Genomic DNA, 18321 nt, shown 5'->3' with positions numbered 1-18321 from the left:
CTGTATCTGGGAGGTTCCGACGAAGATTCCCCGCCAATGACGAATTATCTGCGCCCCAGGTATTGCCAACCACCTCAGATGCCCGATAAATCTTCTTAGCAGCCTAGTTGCCATGAAGGGAAGACAGTGTCGTCTCCTGCCCCCCACACCCCCGCCCACGCCGCTGAACCCGCCCCGACGGGCATCTCCCGCCGCGGCATCCTGAGGAGCATGGCCGCCACTGGGGTGCTCGCCGCCGTCGCCGGCGTCGGCGACCTCTTCACCGCCGCACCGGCTGCCGCAGCCATCGCACCCCCCGTCATCCCCCCACTGCCCGACACCGTCACGGGCGTGAGCAACCCGCGCATCCCCGTCACCTCCGGCTGGCGCTACACCACCACACCGCCCGCCTCCTTCTGGACCACCGCCATCGACACCTCGTCCTGGGCGGAGGTCACCGTCCCGGGCGAGCCGGCCATGCAGGGCCAGAGCGTGCCCTCCAACCGCGAGTGCGCGTACTCCGTGAATGTCCCCGTCCCGGCCGACTACGCCGGACGAACGATCATGCTGCGCTTCGACGGCGTGTACAGCTACGCCCGCCTGTGGGTCAACGGAACCCTGGTGACCACTCACGAGGGCGGCTTCACCACCTGGTACGCAGACATCACCTCGCTCGTCACAGCGGGACGGCAGGCGACCGTGACGATCGGCGTCACCGACCGGGCAACCACCATCGCGGGCCAGTCGAAGTACGCCAAGCACAACATCGGCGGGATCCTGCGTGACGTGACGCTCGTGGCGCTGCCGACATCTCACCTCACCCGGCTGCACACCGAAACGACGTTCGACGCCTCCTACACGAACGCCATCCTCACCGTCACCGCCGCCGCCGCGCTGGCGGCCGGCAAGACCGGCACCGTCGCTCTGACCCTCGCCGACCCAGCCGGCCAACCGGTCCCCCTCACCCCCGCCCAGATCACCCTGACCGGGGCAGCGTCCCAGCATGAGGTGGCCATCCCGGTGAACGCCCCACGCAAGTGGGACGCCGAGCACCCCGACCTGTACACCCTGAAGGCGACGTTCATGGTCGACGGCGTCACCCAGACGGTGACCCGAACGGTGGGCTTCCGCCAGGTCAAGGTGCAAGGCAACCAACAGTTGGTCAACGGCAAGCCCGTACACCTGCTCGGCGTCTGTCACCACAGCATGTCCCCACTGGAGGGCCGTTCGGCCAACGCCGCCCTGGAAGAGCAGGCCGTGCGGCTCTACAAGGAGGCGAACTGCAACTACATCCGCACCTCGCACTACCCACCGACTCCGGCCCTCCTCGAATGGGCCGACCGCCTCGGCCTCTTTGTGGAGGTGGAGGCACCGGTCTGCTTCCAGTTCCATTCGGTCGACGACCCCGCCTACAGCGAGCAGTACCTGACGCAGTTCGCCGAGATGATCGAGCGCGACCGCAGCCATGCCTGTGTGGTCCAGTGGTCCCTCGGAAACGAGAGCAGCCACGGGAATCCCCTCAACTTCGCGCTGGAGAACGCCTACGCGCACGAGAACGACCCCTCCCGCCCGACAGCGTTCGAGGAAGCTCGGGTGGTCAACGGTGGCAACCAGGCCGACATCTACAGCGGCCATTACCCCACGCTCGCCAACGCGACCGGCAATGCGAACCAGCCTGTCCAGTACGGCGAGTTCGGCCATGTGCCGTGCTACAACACCGCCACCCTGAAGGCCGACCCGGGCATACGCAACTTCTGGGGCCACAGCATCAACAAGTTCACCGAGAAGTTCCGCACCGCGAACGGTGTCGTCGGCGGTGCGATCTGGGCGGCCGTCGACGAGGTGTTCAACCTGCCCCAGGGTCCCGTCGGCTACGGCGAGTGGGGGATCATCGACCTGTGGAGGCGGCCCAAGCCGGAGTTCTGGCTGACGAAGAAGGCGTACTCGCCTGTGCGGATCGCCGACGGAGTGCTCGCCGGGCTGACCCCGGGAGAGGCCGTCTCCGTACCGGTCAAGAATTGGTACGACAACACCGATCTCCAAGAGCTCGCCATCGCCTGGGACATCGGCACCAGCTCCGGCACCCTCACCGGGGTCGCCGTCCCAGCCCGGCAGAGCGGCACCCTCACGATCCCGGCCTGCCCCTGGTCGTCCGGGGACACCCTCCACCTGACGTTCCGGCGCGGGGCCGCGATCGTCGACGAGTACCGCCTGTGGCTCAACACTCGCAGAACACCGCAGTTCACCGCGCCCGGAGGCACCACCCCCACCATCCAGGAGACCGCGACGCAGATCGTGGTCACCGGCGTCGACGCACCGTTCACCGTCATCTTCGACAAGACCGCCGCGCGTCTGGTCGAGGCCAGAGCGGGCGGCAAGCGTGTCCTCACCGCAGGACCCGACCTGGTCCTCTCACGTGGGCTCCCCGGTGTGTGGACCGGCTCATCGGCGACGGTCACCACCACCGACGGCCGGGCGGTCGTCACCCTCACCGGCCGCTTCGGCACCGTGAACACCACGTTCACGATCTCCATCGACGGCCGCGGTCTGCTCACCACGACGTACACCATCACCAACCCACCCTCCGGCTCAGTCAGCGACGTCGGAGTGCGCTTCGGCCTCGCCAGCCAGGCCGACACCCTCACCTGGCAGCGCGACGCCCAATGGACCGTGTACCCCGACGACCACATCGGGCGACCGGCCGGCACCGCAACCCGCACCCGGACCGCCGGCACCGACGCCTACCGCACCCAGCCCACCTGGCCGTGGAGCCAGGACACCCACAGCTACTTCCTGTTCGGCAGGGACAGCGCCCCACATTGGACCAATGACTTCCGCAGCGCCAGGTCCAACATCCGACTCGCCAAGGTGACCGCCGAGGGGACGGGCCGAGGCGTCCAGGTCGAGTCGGACGGATCGGACGCGATCCGCCTGGCACCCGCTCTGACCGTGATCGACAACGCGTCCGCGGCCATCGTCTACACGGGGCCGTGGACCCACGCCAACAGCAGTTCGGGCGGCACCGCCAACGCCCTCTTCCAGACGGAGTCGTACACGAACACGGCGGGCGCGACGGCGCAGCTGACGTTCACCGGTACCGGAATCGGCCTGCACAGCGCCAAGAACCTCAACCTGGGCATCGTCAAGGTCTACATCGACGGCACACTCGCGGGCACCGTAGACCTCTACAACCCCTGGAAGACGCCGGGCCGGCTCGTCTTCACCAGTGCGGCGCTCCCCTACGGCCAGCACACGATCAAGGTCGAATGCACCGGCACGAAGAACAGCAGCGCCTCGGGCACCTCCGCCCTTGTCGACGCCTTCCAGGTCGTCGACTCCGTCATCGACAACACGTCGAACCGGGTCACTTACAACGGGGCATGGACGCACGCCGCCGGACAGCCCTGGGCAAGCGGCGATCTGAACAGCACCGAGTCCTACAGCAACCAGACCGGCGACGCCGCCACCACCACGTTCCGGGGCACAGGGATCCGCGTCATCTCGCCCAAGAGCGTCAACTACGGGATCGCCGAAATCTCGGTCGACGGCGGAGCCGCCACCCAAGTGGACCTGTACGCCCCCACCAAGCAGTTTCAGCAGACGGTGTTCGAACGCACCGGGCTACCCGACGGCGAGCACATCATCACCGTCAAGGTCACCGGCGGCAAGAACGCCTCGGCCACCGACAGGTACGTCGTCATCGACGCATTCCAGGCCGTCGAGCCCGACCCGTACGCAAACGCCATGGGCGTCGACCTGATCATCAGCGGCAAGATCAACTATCCGGATCTCGACTGGGGCAACCACGAGGACCCGGCGATCACCCTGCAGGCCAACTGGTCCGCAACCACACGGCTGCGCCTGCTCCCCTGACCCGCGGTGTGGATCCGGCGCCGGCGAAGGACACGACGCCCACCCGCTTCCGGGGCAGGGGCCCGTGAGGTCGGCTGCGGCTGAACCTCGGCTGAGGGGTCGACCAAAACATGCCCTATGCGATCAGGATTACGGCCATACGCCGACGCCTGCGACGGCGGAGCATGAACCAGCCTCGTGGCCACGGAGACACCCTGCTTCAGCTCTACCGCCCCGGGGGGCCCATAGGTCGTCCGGTGACCGCAGACCACTCGCAACCGACCGGCAAACCAGTCAGCATTCAACAGATACCAACGAGTACGCTCCATGTGACTGCCGATGGAGAGGGATCGTCAACCCCACCGGGCCGGCTGAGATCAGCCTGTTACGTTCCGCACGAACACCAAGGGACAGTGGGACAGACAACAGTCCCGACGGCTAATTCAAGACGCCTGACGGCTCGTCTGAAGCCGGATGGACGGTGTATCTTCGAACATAATCCAACGCACCTTCCGGCACGGCGACGGCGCGGAAGAGAAGTGACATGAGCACGCTACTAGCCTGCGGGCTCCGGGCCTCAGAACCAGGTGCTACCCGGCGGACCTGAATCGCGTCACCCGCACCTCGCCCCCAAGAACCCCGCCCGCCCCCAAGGCCAATCGGCTCCCCGGCTTCGCTCTCCCGCCTACCACCGGTTGAAGTCTCCGCTCCGCATAAGGAAATGCCCATGCCCACCGCACTGCCGCCGTCCTTCGCCCTCCGCCCCGCCCGTCTCATCGCTGCGTGCACCGCCACCCTGATCGTCGCTGGTGTCGGCGTCGCCTCCCCCGCCGCGGCAGCCGACGCGGTCTCGTACGACTTCGAATCCCCCTCCCAGAAACTGCCGTTCATGGCGATCAACGGGTTCGGACGCGTGCTGGTGGGGCCCGCACCCGGAGGGAGAGGGGGTCAGGCCGCGCGTGTCAACCTCCCCAACGACGGACGCTCGTTCAAATCGGAGCTGGTCATCAAGGGCCTCGACGCGGGCAGCCACCGTTTCACCTTCGCCAACTACCTTCCCGGGGACTGGCAGGAGCGAGACCTCGACACCATCGTCGCCCAGTGGTTCAGCATGCAAGGGGACGGCGAGGGCATCAAACCCGTCGTCGCACTCTCGGTCCACGGCGGCAACTGGCAGCTGAAGGTCCACTGGATGAACGGCGGCGAGATACAGGAGTCCGTCATCCCACTCGGCGCGGCACGGCCGGGCCACTGGAACCAGTGGGCCTTCGACATCACGTGGTCCGCCGCGGGCACACCCGGTTCGATTGCCGTCACGCGGGACGGCATCACCGTCGGTTCGCACCAAGGCCCCAACAACTACCACCGCGGCGAACCGCCCCACTTCAGAATCGGCGCCTACCGGCCCAACTGGCGCCCGGAGAAGGGGCCGGAGAAGCGGGCCGGAGCAACCGAGGCGGTCCTCTACATCGACGACATCGCCATCAACAGCACGGCTCCCGGCTCCCGATCGAACCCGCGCCCGACCACCCCCGCCACCACGTCCCCCTCGGGCTCCCCGACCCCGTCACCCAGCCCCGCCTCCGTCGGCTCACCCTCCCCGTCCGCCTCCACGCAAGCCAGTGCCGTACCCACCGGGACCACGCCCACGCCCACCGACACCATCAGTCCCGGAGCGACCGGGCAGAAGCCGAACACCGACGGAACCACGCTCCCGAGCACCGGCTCAACCGGGGTGATCACCACCACCGTTGCCAGCGTCACGGCGCTCGCCGCCGGCGCCTACCTCCTCCGACGACGCAATGCCACACGCTCGGCCCGCCACCGATCCCAAACATGAAACAACTGGTGAGGTGAGTCGGCGATTCGTGGCAGTGGGCAGCGGACTTGTCGCGGATCCTGTCGGCTCTTCGTCCCGGACAACGGGCCCAAGGCGGTCGTCCAGTCGGCCTGCCGTGACCGGATGTCGCGCTCGATAGCCTGCACGGAGCGGTGAACGCCGCGCTTGAGCATCTTCTGCGTGAGCTCGGCGATTCACCGTTCCGTCAGGTCCGAAACGCCCCACTCGTGGGCGTGGCATGGGAGTGCGCGCGCGGCCGCGCATGCGGCGAGTCCTGGAAGGACACGGCCGAAAGCAGCAGTTTCCCCGTCACCTCCGCAAGAGGCCAGACCCGACCATGCCGCCCGGCACCTGCCGCGTACGCGCCTCCCGAGGAACCCGTCCCCGCCCCGGCCGTACACGACCCGTCCGCCGCCGGGTGCAACGCACACCTCACAATTCTGAGGTCTTGTGGGACGCCGCCCAACGGCCACCCATCCATGCTCCCGCCCCGTCGCCCCCGACGCCGCAGCCCATCAGCTTCGCCCTCCGCCGACCGCCCGCCCTCCGAGCACTGCCAGGTCACCCAGCCGGCACCTCAAACAGCGGAAGTAGCGGCAACACCCGATTCCCACCAGGACCGAAGCGGAGCTCGAACCATGAACCATCACCCCTCGGCCGCCCAGCGCCTGGCCTTCGAGGCCTTCCAGGCCCTCCAACGGACCCACTACACCGCCTACGCGGTCGCCCACCTTGACCCCGAAGACGCCGACCGCGCCGTACACGACGCCTTCGCCGCCATATTCACCGCCTGGCGGGACATCATCACCGACCACGCGCCCGCGCAGCGCGCCTGGGAACACCTGCGCACGCAAGTCCACCGCCGCGCTCGGCCCGACTCGCCCGCCCCGCCCTCCGACCTCCAGGACATCCGCACTCTCGCAGCCCTCGGCTACAACGCCCAGGCCAGCGCCGTCCTCATGGGCCTGTCCCCTGGCAGAGTCCGCTTCTTTCAACGGGGAGCTGACACCGACTGAAGACCTCACACGTGGTTGGTGGGGACGTGGTCAGCCGCGGCTGTCTGATTGGTCACGCTGTTCTGGCGGGCAGTGCGAGGACGGTTGAGAGCCGAGTCGTCCACTGGTCGGTGAGGGGTCCGGCGACGGATCGGATGGCGTCGGACGCAGTCCGAGCGCGACGCCGGTTCACCAGGATCACCGGCCAGCTCGTGCGCTCCAGACCACAGGCAGGCAGCACCCTCATCCGTCCATCACAGGCACCGACAGGAGCCGAGCACATGCTGGAACACACGCCTCACGAGGACCGCACCGAGGTCACCTTCGTCCTTCCCGCTGACACGCCGCGGGGGCCTGTCAGCGTCGTCGGGGACTTCAACGACTGGCAGCCCGGCGTCCACACCCTGCAGCCCCGCGAGGACGGAATGCGGGCCGTCACGGTCGTGCTTCCCAGGGAGGGCGCGCACATCTTCCGCTACGTGGCGGCCGGCGACGAATGGTTCAACGACGAAGCCGCCGACGGCCAGAACGGCCCCGACAGTCGAGTGCGCCCCTGAACGGGTTAGAGCGCGCTACCTCCGGCCGACCAATGCCTTGGAGAGCACGAGCGGACCGTCCCGACGTCTTCGGGTCGGTGCCGGTGTGACGATCCCGCCGCCTCCATCAGCGGGGCCCCTCGTCGCCCAAAGTCACGGGTGGTGGATGTGCTGCTGCGGGTGGCGTGCTCAGTCCGTCGCCGCGTTGTCCAGGCAGTCGAGCAGGAAGTCCTTGACCTCGGTGGCGTGTATGCGTTCCCGGGCGCCCGTGGGGCTGGAGCACAGCAGGACGGGGCCGTCGTGGGGGTCGTCCGGGAGTCGGCCGTGGCTGCCGCGGACGCAGGACGGGTCGGTGGGCACGACGGACATGGCGGTCCGTACGCCCAGCTTGAGCTTGGCCACGGTCATGGCGGCCCTGGCCATGACCAGTGGATCGGCCGGGTCGAAGAACAGCTCGGCCGGGTCGTAGCCCGGCTTGCGGTGGATCTCGACCCCGCGGGCGAAGTCCGGGGCCCGCTCGTCGTCCAGCCAGTAGTAGTAGGTGAACCAGCTGTCGGAGGAGGCGACGGCGACGAGTTCACCGGCTCGCGCGTGCCGCAGCCCGGCCTTCTTCTGGTCCTCGCGGTCCAGGACCTGGTCGATTCCCTCGGTCCTCAGCAGCACCTCCCGGACGTGTGACAGGTCCTCGGGGTCGGCGACGTACACATGGGACACCTGGTGGTCGGGGGTCGCGAAGGCGCGGGAGGTCCAGGGGTCGAGGTATTCCATCCCCTGCTGGGCATAGAAAAACGAGGTTCGGCGAAGGCCGCGAGCGCGGCGCGCGTGCCCGCGTTCGCCGGGTCCTCCGCGTGCAGGGCGCAGGAGATCTGCGCCTTGACCACGGGGATGCCGGCTCCGGCCAGGCGGTTCAGGGCCTCCTCCGGTGTCTCGAAGGCCACGGCGAGATGGCAGATGTCCAGACAGAGGCCGAAGTGGTGGGGGTCGAGGTCCGACAGGTGTCGTACCGCGTCGGTGATCGTCTTCACGAGGCATCCCGGTTCCGGTTCGAACGCGACCCGGACAAACGAGCCCTGCCCCTGCGGAAACACAGGTTGCCTCGAAGCCATCGCCGGCGGCGGCGCCCTCGCCGCACACCTCCGGAACGCGGGCCTGGACGCCGCGGACGGCCGGGACGTGGTCCGCCTGGTCCGCGCCGGCAACCCGGTCGCCATCCAGATGATCCGTCAGGCGGGCCGTGACATCGGCGACGTCCTGGCCTCGCTGGTGAACTTCTTCAACCCCGGCGTGATCATCATCGGCGGCGACATCTCAGAAGCCGGAGAGCACCTGCTCGCCGGCGTGCGCGAGGTCATCTACAGCCGCTCCCTCCCGCTGGCCACCCAGCATCTCTCCATCCGAGGACGGGGACTCGACGACCGAGCGGGCGTCATCGGAGCCGCCGTCATGGTCATCGAGCACACCCTCAGCCCGGAGGCGGTCGACCAGGCCATCGCAATCTTGGACATGAAGGAGCCCGCAACTCCGTGAGTCGCTGCAGGCCCAGCCCGCACCGGCCCGCAGGAATCGTAGCGACGCGGCGGCGAGCACTGTGCGCCGCAGGTCCCGCCGCCGGCAAGCCTCCGCCCGCCGCGGCCGGGTCGACTGCGCCGGCCGCCACCCCGACGAAGCCCTTGAGTGTGCCCGTGAGGAGCTTTCCGTACCCGATCTCGCATGATCGTTCCTCACAGGACGGAGCGGGGAGGGTGCGCGCGTCGACGCGGCTCGGTCAGAGGATGACGATCGCCCACTCCTGATCAACCCAGCCGTCGGCGGACGGCTGGACGATCCTGGCACCGCCGGCCGTCAAGCCGTCCTCCACGCCCGCATACAGATCGCTGAAGCCTTGACCAGGCGGTGGCGGCTGCTCACCCGGAAGCCACGCTCCGCACGTTACCCATCAAACGAACATCCGTCGACGCAGAACCAGCCACGTTCCAGGCGGAGTTCACCATCGGCGGGCTTCCCGTCTGCGAGAACACTCCCCCACCCCCTCATCCCGATTCGGCAAGAACCCCACGATCAGACGCAATCCAACTCCTCCCACCACGGAGATCTCACGGTGCACCATGCAGTGGGGGGTTGACGTGGTGCTTCCGGTGACGCCCTTGACGTCCGTGGCGCCGGTGGCGGCCGGGGCGCCGATCTGGTCCGAGCTTGCGGCGGGCTAGTACGAGGATGGTCAGGGCGGTGGCGGCGCCGGCGGCGGGGAGCGTGGCGAGTAGGTGGAGGTGGGCGGTGAGGGCTGCGGCGAGGGCGGTTCCGGCGGCCTGGCCGGTGCCGACCGACAGGATCAGCCAGGCGTACGCCTCGGTGGTGCGGGAGGCCGGGGCGAGGGAGTCCACGGTGTGGAAGCCGTTGGTGATGATGAGGGTGAAGAACAGCCCCGGGATCGCCGTGAGCGCGATGGCTGTGCGGGGGCCGGGCTGGGCCAGCAGGGGCAACCATCCGAGGAGGAACAGTGCGCTGGTGGTGGAGAGTTGGGTGGTGGTCGTGCCGGGCCGCGCCCGGCGTGCGTAGATCAGGCTGCCCAGGAGGCTGCCGGTGGAGAACGCGGCGGGGATCACCCCGGAGAGCATGGCCGGCCCGTGGGTGGCGGCCATGCCGGCGGCCCACACGTTCATCGCTCCGAACGCGAACCCCGTTCCCGCCAGCGCGGTGAACAGGAGGATCAGGCCGGTGCTCATCAGCCGCCCGTTTCCGGCCGCACCGTCGGCGGCGGGACGCCAACTCTGCGACGGTGCGGCGGTCAAGACGATCGCCGTGCCCACGAGTGAGAGGGCGGCGGTCGCGGTCAAGGCGCTGTCGGGCCCGTAGGTGGTGGCGAGCCACGAGGCGAGCAGGGGTCCGGAGATGTACAGGAGTCCCTGCGAGCCGGTGTCGAGGGCTTGCACGACGCGGCGTCGTGCGGGGTCGGGCAGGACCGTCGGCCACAGTGCCCGCAGTCCTGCCTCCAGGGGTGGCGTGAGCAGGCCCGCGAATCCCACCACCGCGGTCACCGTCGCCGGGTTCCCGTCCGCCCCGATCAAGGGGAGCGAGGCCAGGCAGCCGGCGTTGAGCAGCACCGCCGGTGCGGATACGCGGGTCTGGCCGTAGCGGTCCATCAGCTTGCCCTTGAGCGGCTGGGACAGCCCGGATGCCAACCCGTACAGCGCGGCGAGCAGTCCGGCGAACGCAAGTGACCCTCCGCCACCGGTGATCCACAGGACGAGTCCCACGGGAACCATGCTGTTGGGCAGGCGCCCGGTCAGGGTGCCGCCGAGGAGGCGGACGACGTGGCGGCTGCCCAACACGGCGCCGTACGTGACGGGCCGCCGCGGGGCGGTGGTCGGGTGATCGGCCAGGGTCAACGAGGTGGGGCTTTCCATCAGAGGGCGTGCGAGGCGGGGGTAGTGCGGGCGAAGCACTACCGGCATCGCGGAGACCCGGTGGGGGTGTATGCGGTCAGCGGGGGGATGCCGACGGCCCGGGAGGGGGCACATTCAGGGCATGGAGCGCGGGGGTGGGCCGTGGCGGGACCACGACGACTTCTTCCGGTTCCCCGAACTCTGCGAGGGCTTGGACTTGACGGCCGGCCCCTACGAAGAGCACCACAAGCGCAGAGCAGCCCCGGTAGGCCCCGGGCGCTCGGCGTGATTGCCCAGCCGGCACAGGGCACCGGGCAACCTCGAGCGGGGAGCCTCACCCGAGGCCGCTGCGGCCAACGTGGAATCTGCCATCTTCCGATTCAAGCCCGGGGCCGACCGTAGGTTCGGTGAGTACGGCGCCCGGGAGCTTCAGGGGGCGACCGAACGGCGGCGCGGCGTCAGCGGAGGCTTCGGCGGCCAGTGTCGCGACGCCGGCAACGGCAGTGACGATCTGCCCTGTCACGCCGGTGCTCGAGAGCCCAGGGCCCGTCACTGTTCGCCCTCTACGCAGTTGCTCCCGGCGAGGAGGCGACGGTGGACGTGAATGTACTGCCGGTGAGCATGGCAATGGCCTGAGTGGTGTACGAGGCCCAATCAGCTGCGGCGGCGGGCGAGGCACTGCCCAGAACCACCAGCAGCAAGGTGGCGGCGCACCCCGTGAGGAGGGGGGCGGGGTGACGGACGAAGGACGGCGGCGGTGCGGTGGACATGGGCGTTTCCTCGTACGACGAAGAAGGGACTTCGGTGGGGTGGTGGGTGGGAGTGCGGACGGCGAACCCGGGAGCCGTCCGGCCGTGGGGGTCGGCGGGGGTTCTGGGGGCGAGGCGCGAAAGGGCAGGGCGCTGCCCCCTCACGCGCGCCGTCGGGCACGGGAACGGACCTTCCAGGAGCGGTCATTGAGGTGTTTACCCGGTGACTGAGGTTGCGCAGACCATACTGTGCAGTAATGACGATGAACCAGTGGCGATTGCCGGCCGGTCCGTAACGAATTGCTAACTACGCTGGTGCACATACCAGTTGACCGCTAGTCGGGAAGCTGGAGGCTCGACAGCGGTATCGCGGATGTCCCGGGGCATGGCTGCCCACGAGGACCTCGAAGTCGACTTGAGGGGTCGACTCAAGGGGGCGACCGCAAGGCGGAATCGTGACCGCCTGAGACAAGGACAACGGATCCAGCGACTCGGCGGCCGGGGTCAGCGTAGGCGATCAGAGCCCGGCGCCTTGTTGACTTCTGTTCAATAACAGCGACCGGCGAGCGTGTGACTGGAAGTGGGATCTTCAAACCATCCGCGGTAACAGACCTTGGGTTGAAGCCATGTGATGCACCGACAGAAAGATCACGAGCTCATCTCAGCCCACGCCGCGGGGTTGACGATCTTCTGCGGCAGGGGTCTCATAGGGCCCACCCGTTGAGACCTGTTGCTTTCTGATCGTTTTCGGGGCGTGGTTCGCCGACCCCCACACCGGAGACAAGACCCGGCGCCCACCTCTTTGCTGCGCTACCAGGAGCTGTACAAGGATGGTCCATGTTCCGCCGCTATACCCGTCACCGCCCGACCGGCGTACTCCCGACCGCAACCGTCAGCGGGAATCACCTCGCTGATCGGGCCTGCGGTCGGAAGGAGCCCCGCAGCCATCCCGTTCCTGGGCAACTTCGACACCAGCGGAAAGGTCCAGCGATCCCGCGAGCGAATCGAAGGTGCGGGCAAAGAGACAGTCGTGGGGGAATCGGGCGGCCTTCCCGGCACGGACGCCCGATTCCCCCTGCTCAACGACAGCGAACTCTTCCTCTCGGAGATCCTCACCAGGCACCTCCCATACCGCAGCCACCGCCACACCTCCGCCGACCATGCGCCCGCCGATCGGACTCTCGACGGTAACATGGCCACCGTCTCCCGGTGGCACGACGCGGCCGGCGCCATGCCGTCGATCGCCCTCGCGATCGAGGGCAACAGCCGGGTCGCGAACATCCCTTGGCAGCCCCTCTCGCAGCCGGTCGGGTAACCGAACACGATCTCGGTCCGATGCGGTGCGGGCGGTGCAACAGGGGTTGCTTGGACATCTCCTGGTCGGCCGCGACCACCCTTGGCTCGATCCACGCAAGGCGCGACGGCGTCGAGGCCGGACCACACCGCGGTCCCGACAACCCGCCAGGACGTCGCCTACTGCCACCTGTCCGGTCGGTACCGACCGGACAAGCAGGCAGCATAGGAACACCTCAAGGGCAGGACGTCCGCGGTGGCGACTTATTACGACGACAACAGCATCATCTCCGCCCCTCGGGAGCAACGGGCCGAAGCCCCGAGCGTTGAAGAGGACCACTCCCCCACCGGGCGACCGGACCGGTCCGCTCGCACGACCGGACGATTGCTTCGACAAGCCGCAGCACCAGCACCCCGTCTCAAGAAAGAGGCGCCCCGCAGCCGACGCGAAAGGGGCGCGTCGCCTACCGTCAAACCCGAGAGGTAATAGGACGTGACCAGGCCTTCGCGCCCCGCTGAGGAGAAGCCAGGCTGGGCCGTACCGGTGCTGCTCTTCGGAGTGATCGCCGCGATCTTCGGCCGTGGCGGTGTCTGGACAGCGTGGGCTCTGCTCTGGGCGCCATTGTTCGGCGCCGCCGGCGCGTCGGTGGCGTATGAGTGGCGGCTACTACGCCGCGGCTACCGTTACATGAGCGCCCTGCAATGGATCCTCCTCATCGTCGCCCACCTTGGCTTCGTCTACCTGCTCACGGGCATCCTTGGTTTCCGAGACCTTTGATTCCGCCGAGCCTCTCCACCACGACATCAACGTCGAGCACGATGGCTTCCAGATCGGTGACATGCGGCTGGTCGACACCACGGGCGCCGGTGGCATCACCACGAGGGTCACGTGCCATGCGTCAGCTTCATCTACTGTGCCGCCAGCAGAAGGTGAGCATGGACTCGGCGGCCGTCGGCCTCTTGGCGGACGTCAGTCCAGTGCGCCAGGCATTCCACGATGTCCATCCCACGGCCGTGTTCGATCGGGTCGATGCCCGGCCGCTTCGCCCTGGAGGCGGGCGGGCGTCCGCAGTCGGCCACGGCGACGTGCAGGATGTTCTCGCTCAGTGCCAGCCGAACCGTCAGCTCCGCGTGACCGTAGAGGGCGGCATTCGTGGCGAGTTCACTGACGATGAGAACCGCGGAGTCCCGGTCATCGCCGGACACCTGCCAGCGGCTGAGCACATCCGCGGTGAACTCCCGGGCGATTCGCACGCGTTTCGTTTCTGCAGGCAGGGTGAGCAGTGCCTGTCGCGGGCAACCAGCGGCGGGGTCGGTTGTGGCCGCGCGGCGGGTGAGCGACGTCGGGGGAATCCCGGCCGGTGCCGGAGCCACTGCAGTTGCGGTGACCGGCATGCTGTGATTCGTCATGGCCCCTCCTAGGGCATTCCCCCCACGTCCGATGCTGTTCTCTGTGCGGCTTGAGATTGAGTGATGATGTGATGGGCGCTTCGGATGTTCACATGCGCCCTGTCAGCCGGCATGACCTTCGCCGGAGGAAGCGGAATGGGAGCGGTGGCGTCGACCAGCGCCTGCGTCTCTCGGGCCGGCCCCCTCACAACCCGGCTGCCCGGAGGGAGCGCTCGTCCCATACCGGTTCGACGGTCGCGAAGCCCGGACCGTGTGCGCGGCGGTACACCATCAAGGTCCGCTCGAAAGTGATCACGATGACACCCTCCTGGTTGAACCCGATGGTGCGCACGCTGATGATGCCGATGTCAGGACGGCTGCTTGAATCCCGCTTGGTGAGCACCTCGGACTGCGAGTAGAGGGTGTCGCCTTCGAATACGGGGTTGGGCAGCCTGACCCGGTCCCAGCCGAGGTTGGCCATCACATGCTGCGATATGTCGCTCACGCTCTGCCCTGTGATCAGGGCGAGCGTGAACGTGGAATCGACGAGCGGCCGGCCCCAACGGGTGCCGGCCGCATAGTGGCGGTCGAAATGCAGCGGGGCGGTGTTCTGGGTCAGCAGGGTGAGCCAGGAGTTGTCCGTTTCGAGAACGGTGCGCCCAAGGGTGTGCTTGTACACGTCACCGACGGTGAAGTCCTCGAAGTAGCGGCCGGGCCAGCCACCAACGGGGGCGGCCGGGCCAGGGGCGGCGGGGTCGGGGGCTGAGAATGAGTGCTCGGTCGTCATGAGACTCATTCTGAGAAGTTCGGAGCGTCCTGTGAAATAGCGAACTTTCACCCGCATCATGCATCGTGTGCATGAGCTGTCGAGCAAACGTAGTCGTAGAATCGCACAACCGCTGCCGCGCGCGGCCCCCCGAGCGGGTTGATCAGGCCAATCGTGCGGTATGCCTGCGGATCCTTGAAGGGCACGGCGACGGTCCGGTCCCCCGTGCCCGCGGGGCTTCCCCTCGCGGGGACGACAGCGACTCCCAGCCCTGCCGCCACAAGCTCTCGCAGCGTGCTGAGTTCCGTGCACTCCATGATGATCCGCGGTTCGTAGCCGGCTGCGGCGCACAGCCGGTCGGCCACCTGGCGAAGACCGAACACCGGCCGCAGCGCCAGAAAGTCCTCCTCGACCAGCTCTGCCGCCTCCACCCGATGGCGGCGCGCCAGGCGGTGCCCAGAGGGAACGAGCAGGCACAGGGGTTCCCGCTGCAAGGGGGTCCAGTCAAGGTCATGGCCGGCCGGTTGTGGGCTGGTGAGCCCCAGATCCAGCCTGCCCTGGCGCACGTCGTCGACCACCGTGTCGGCGGCGGCTCCACGCAGATCGAATCGGGTGGTCGGGGCGATCACGCGGTAGCCGGCGAGCAGTCCAGGTACCAGCCAGGAGCCGTAGGAATGCAGAAAGCCCAGTGCCACCGTCCCCCCGTCAGGATCGACCAGACTCGCGATGCGCTGTTCGGCCCCGTCGATCTCACCAATGGCGCGCAGGGCGTGGGCGCGGAACACCTCGCCGTACTTGTTGAGCCGAAGGCGGTTCTGGTGCCTGTCGAAGAGCGGCACCCCCACGCGCCGCTCCAGTCGTGCGATCGCACGCGACAGGGTCGGCTGCGAGATGTTCAACCGCTCCGCCGCAGCTGTCACGTGCTGGCATTCGGCCAGAACAGCGAACCACTGAAGCTCTCTGATCTCCACTGTCGGATTATACGTCCTGTGCATGGTCGACCGGAGATTTCGTCATTTCACAACGGCTTTCGCGAGACCAACAGTGTGTCCCACCCGATCACACTCCATGGGAGGGACCCCATGTCTGATCCGTATGCACCCCCCGAGGACCGCACCGCTGCCGGTCCCCTGTCCGGGCTCGTCGTCGTGTCCTTGGAACAGGCTGTCGCCGCGCCCTTCGCCACCAGGCAACTGGCCGACCTCGGCGCCCGCGTCATCAAGATCGAGCGACCCGGCAGCGGCGATCTCGCCCGCGGGTACGACCGCACGGTCCGCGGCATGTCCAGCCACTTCGTCTGGCTCAACAGGGGCAAGGAAAGCGTCCAACTCGACGTCCGCTCCCCGGAAGGGAACCGGCAACTGCACTCCCTCGTCGGCCGCGCCGACGTCCTGGTGCAAAATCTCGCTCCCGGCGCGGCGGAAAGGCTGGGCATCGGCAGTCAAACCCTGGCATCAAACCACCCGGATCTGATCACCTGCGACATCTCCGGATACGGCAGCAGCGGGTCCTACCGCGACCGCAAGGCGTACGACCTCCTCGTACAGTGCGAGGCCGGACTGGTCTCCCTCACCGGGACGCCGGAGACTCCCTCCAAGGTGGGCTTGTCGATCGCCGATATCAGCGCCGGCATGTACGCATACTCTGGAATCCTGACCGCCTTGATCACGCGTGCCCGCACCGGTCGGGGAGCGCAGGTCGAGGTGTCCATGCTGGAGGCATTGGGCGAGTGGATGGGTTACGCCGAGTACTACACGCGCTACGGCGGGACAGCCCCCGCGCGCGCCGGCGCCAAGCACGCGGCCATCGCTCCGTATGGCCCGTTCACGGGGCTCGACGGGGAAACCGTCACTCTCGGGCTGCAGAACGAACGCGAGTGGGCGTCCTTCTGCGAGATCGTCCTGCGCCGCCCGGAGCTTCGGGATGACCCTCGCTTCAACGGCAACGCCGACAGGGTTGCCCACCGCTGCGAACTCGACGCCATCGTGGAGGAGGTCGCGTCGGGGGTCACGGGCGAAGAGCTGGTGGCGAGGCTCAAGGAAGCGTCCATCGCCTACGGACACCAGCGCACCGTGGAGGAATTCAGCGCGCATCCGCAACTGCGCGAGCGTCGCCGATGGGCGCCGTTCGGCAGCCCTGTCGGGGAACTACGCGGACTCATCCCTCCCGTCACGTTTCACGGAGAGCGCCCGCTGAGGCTGGGGCGCGTGCCGGCGCTGGGAGAGCACACCGACTCCGTCCTCGCGTGGTTGGCCCAGGAGGCCCCCGCGAGCACCCACCAGGGGGCACACCATGTCGATTGAGGTCGTCGGAGTACTTGTCCTCGTTGCGGTGTTCGTGCTCTCCAGCGTGTGCGGGTTGAACATGGGCATTCTCGCGCTGGCAGCCACCTTCGTGCTGGGGTGCGTCGTGCTCGGCCGTACACCGGAAGAGGTATTGCTGGGCTTCCCCGCCGCGATGTTCGTGGTGTTGGTGGCTGTGACGTTCCTTTTCGGTATCGCGCGCGTCAACGGCACGGTGGACTGGCTGGTGCGCGTCGCGGTACGGGCAGTCGGCGACCGGGTGGCAGCCATCCCCTGGGTGCTGTTCTTCCTGACGGCGCTCCTGTGCGCGACGGGCTCGGCTTCGCCTGCCGCGGTCGCCATCGTCGCCCCCATCGGCATCACCTTCGCCGTACGCCACCAAGTCAATCCGCTGTACGCCGGGCTGATGGCTGTCAACGGCGCCGCAGCGGGAAGCTTCGCACCGTCCGGCATCCTGGGCGGAATCGTCCACTCCTCCCTGGCGGCCCAGCATCTGCCCGTGGGCGCGGGGCAGCTCTTCGCCGGAACCTTTGCCTTCAACCTGGCAGCCGCCGGGGCAACCTGGTTGGTCTTCGGCCGCAAGTCCCTCGCGGCCGGGGGCCCGGAGGACGTGAGCGACCCCGAAGAGGGCCCGGGGCCTCGACTGGGCTGCGAACAGGTTGCGACGTTGGCCGCGATGGCCGCGATGGTCGTGGGCACCACCGTCTTCTCACTGGACACCGGCTTCCTCGCTCTCACTCTGGCCGCGCTGCTGGCGCTGTTCTTCCGTCGCACGGCCCAGGCGGCCGTCAAGGAGATCGCCTGGCCGGTCGTTCTCCTGGTCTGCGGGATCGTCACGTACATCTCCCTGCTCCAGAAGATCGGCGTCGTCGACTCACTGGGTACGACGATCGCGGCGATCGGCGCACCTTTGGTGGCAGCCCTGCTGATCTGTTACGTCGCCGGCGTTGTCTCCGCCTTCGCGTCCACCACTGGAATCCTGGGTGCGCTGGTGCCTCTGTCCGTGCCGTTTCTCCAGTCGGGAGCCATCGGAACGACCGGCATGGTGATCGCCTTGGCGGCAACGGCGACGGTCGTGGACGCGAGTCCCTTCTCCACCAATGGCGCCCTGGTGGTCGCCAACTCGCCCGAGCGGCTTCGTGCGGGTGTGTATCGCGGCCTGCTGCGGTGGGGCGCCGGGGTGTGTGCGATCGCTCCGATGTGTGCCTGGCTCGCCTTCGTGGTCCTGTGACGTCG

14 protein-coding genes and 1 pseudogene are annotated in these 18321 nt (G+C 68.0%); 9 read left to right on the top strand and 6 right to left on the bottom strand.

The features are described 5' to 3' along the window. The first annotated feature begins 210 nt into the window (after positions 1 to 210). The 4 genes from OHA84_RS35335 to OHA84_RS35320 all read left to right on the top strand — a co-directional run bounded on the left by OHA84_RS35335 (position 211) and on the right by OHA84_RS35320 (position 7223). Positions 211 to 3852, top strand: coding sequence for a glycoside hydrolase family 2 TIM barrel-domain containing protein (locus OHA84_RS35335; protein ID WP_266967532.1), 3642 nt, complete (start codon positions 211 to 213; stop codon positions 3850 to 3852). Positions 3853 to 4558: 706 nt separating this feature from the next. Then, complete coding sequence (locus tag OHA84_RS35330) at positions 4559 to 5671, top strand: heparin lyase I family protein (RefSeq protein ID WP_266967534.1); 1113 nt, start codon at positions 4559 to 4561, stop codon at positions 5669 to 5671. 638 nt (positions 5672 to 6309) lie between these two features. Then, a complete protein-coding gene (locus OHA84_RS35325; protein ID WP_266967536.1) occupies positions 6310 to 6687 on the top strand; it encodes a hypothetical protein in 378 nt (125 codons plus the stop codon). 260 nt (positions 6688 to 6947) lie between these two features. Next, positions 6948 to 7223 carry an isoamylase early set domain-containing protein gene (locus OHA84_RS35320; protein ID WP_266967538.1) on the top strand — a complete coding sequence of 92 codons (276 nt, stop codon included), beginning with the start codon at positions 6948 to 6950 and terminating at the stop codon, positions 7221 to 7223. 168 nt (positions 7224 to 7391) lie between these two features. Here OHA84_RS35320 and OHA84_RS35315 read toward each other — a convergent pair. Further along, positions 7392 to 8012, bottom strand: a pseudogene (locus OHA84_RS35315) (alkaline phosphatase family protein); the annotation flags it as partial. Positions 8013 to 8213: 201 nt separating this feature from the next. Between OHA84_RS35315 and OHA84_RS35310 the strand changes: the two are divergent. Next, a complete protein-coding gene (locus OHA84_RS35310; RefSeq protein ID WP_323181806.1) occupies positions 8214 to 8729 on the top strand; it encodes an ROK family protein in 516 nt (171 codons plus the stop codon). Between the two features lie 566 nt (positions 8730 to 9295). Here OHA84_RS35310 and OHA84_RS35305 read toward each other — a convergent pair. Together OHA84_RS35305 and OHA84_RS35300 are read right to left on the bottom strand one after the other, a co-directional pair. Beyond that, entirely contained in the window at positions 9296 to 10606 is a 1311-nt protein-coding gene (locus OHA84_RS35305) for an MFS transporter (protein WP_266967542.1), read from the bottom strand. Between the two features lie 542 nt (positions 10607 to 11148). After that, entirely contained in the window at positions 11149 to 11355 is a 207-nt protein-coding gene (locus OHA84_RS35300) for a hypothetical protein (protein ID WP_266967544.1), read from the bottom strand. Positions 11356 to 12364: 1009 nt separating this feature from the next. Between OHA84_RS35300 and OHA84_RS35295 the strand changes: the two genes are divergently transcribed. Next, positions 12365 to 12649 (top strand): hypothetical protein, encoded by a 285-nt coding sequence (locus OHA84_RS35295; protein WP_266967546.1) that lies wholly within the window; start codon positions 12365 to 12367, stop codon positions 12647 to 12649. A gap of 471 nt (positions 12650 to 13120) precedes the next feature. Beyond that, positions 13121 to 13405 (top strand): hypothetical protein, encoded by a 285-nt coding sequence (locus tag OHA84_RS35290; RefSeq protein WP_266967548.1) that lies wholly within the window; start codon positions 13121 to 13123, stop codon positions 13403 to 13405. 131 nt (positions 13406 to 13536) lie between these two features. Here the strand turns inward: OHA84_RS35290 and OHA84_RS35285 are convergent, their stop codons facing one another. From OHA84_RS35285 to OHA84_RS35275, 3 genes are all read right to left on the bottom strand, one after another. Then, a complete protein-coding gene (locus OHA84_RS35285) occupies positions 13537 to 14037 on the bottom strand; it encodes an ATP-binding protein (RefSeq protein ID WP_371591547.1) in 501 nt (166 codons plus the stop codon). Between the two features lie 184 nt (positions 14038 to 14221). Beyond that, complete coding sequence (locus OHA84_RS35280) at positions 14222 to 14803, bottom strand: MaoC family dehydratase (RefSeq protein WP_266967552.1); 582 nt, start codon at positions 14801 to 14803, stop codon at positions 14222 to 14224. A 56-nt stretch (positions 14804 to 14859) separates the two neighbouring features. Next, a complete protein-coding gene (locus OHA84_RS35275; RefSeq protein WP_266967553.1) occupies positions 14860 to 15753 on the bottom strand; it encodes a LysR family transcriptional regulator in 894 nt (297 codons plus the stop codon). Positions 15754 to 15864: 111 nt separating this feature from the next. Between OHA84_RS35275 and OHA84_RS35270 the strand changes: the two genes are divergently transcribed. Both OHA84_RS35270 and OHA84_RS35265 read left to right on the top strand, forming a co-directional pair. Next, positions 15865 to 17085: a CaiB/BaiF CoA-transferase family protein gene (locus OHA84_RS35270; protein WP_266967555.1), complete on the top strand. Its 1221-nt coding sequence runs from the start codon at positions 15865 to 15867 to the stop codon at positions 17083 to 17085. Next, positions 17075 to 18316: an SLC13 family permease gene (locus OHA84_RS35265; protein WP_266967556.1), complete on the top strand. Its 1242-nt coding sequence runs from the start codon at positions 17075 to 17077 to the stop codon at positions 18314 to 18316. The genes OHA84_RS35270 and OHA84_RS35265 overlap by 11 nt, the downstream gene beginning before the upstream one ends. Positions 18317 to 18321: the final 5 nt, after the last annotated feature.

Origin of the sequence: Streptomyces sp. NBC_00513 (assembly GCF_041431415.1) — a bacterium.
GTDB lineage: Bacteria > Actinomycetota > Actinomycetes > Streptomycetales > Streptomycetaceae > Streptomyces.
The sequence above is the reverse complement of the archived record's forward strand: the minus strand, read 5'-3'. Positions and strand labels throughout refer to the sequence as shown.

Bases quoted from the DNA above. Each gene is read 5' to 3' on its own strand.
- OHA84_RS35335 (WP_266967532.1), top strand. From the start codon at position 211: ATGGCCGCCACTGGGGTGCTCGCCGCCGTCGCCGGCGTCGGCGACCTC.
- OHA84_RS35330 (WP_266967534.1), top strand. From the start codon at position 4,559: ATGCCCACCGCACTGCCGCCGTCCTTCGCCCTCCGCCCCGCCCGTCTC.
- OHA84_RS35325 (WP_266967536.1), top strand. From the start codon at position 6,310: ATGAACCATCACCCCTCGGCCGCCCAGCGCCTGGCCTTCGAGGCCTTC.
- OHA84_RS35320 (WP_266967538.1), top strand. From the start codon at position 6,948: ATGCTGGAACACACGCCTCACGAGGACCGCACCGAGGTCACCTTCGTC.
- OHA84_RS35305 (WP_266967542.1), bottom strand. From the start codon at position 10,606: ATGGAAAGCCCCACCTCGTTGACCCTGGCCGATCACCCGACCACCGCC.
- OHA84_RS35300 (WP_266967544.1), bottom strand. From the start codon at position 11,355: ATGTCCACCGCACCGCCGCCGTCCTTCGTCCGTCACCCCGCCCCCCTC.
- OHA84_RS35285 (WP_371591547.1), bottom strand. From the start codon at position 14,037: ATGACGAATCACAGCATGCCGGTCACCGCAACTGCAGTGGCTCCGGCA.
- OHA84_RS35280 (WP_266967552.1), bottom strand. From the start codon at position 14,803: ATGACGACCGAGCACTCATTCTCAGCCCCCGACCCCGCCGCCCCTGGC.
- OHA84_RS35270 (WP_266967555.1), top strand. From the start codon at position 15,865: ATGTCTGATCCGTATGCACCCCCCGAGGACCGCACCGCTGCCGGTCCC.
- OHA84_RS35265 (WP_266967556.1), top strand. From the start codon at position 17,075: ATGTCGATTGAGGTCGTCGGAGTACTTGTCCTCGTTGCGGTGTTCGTG.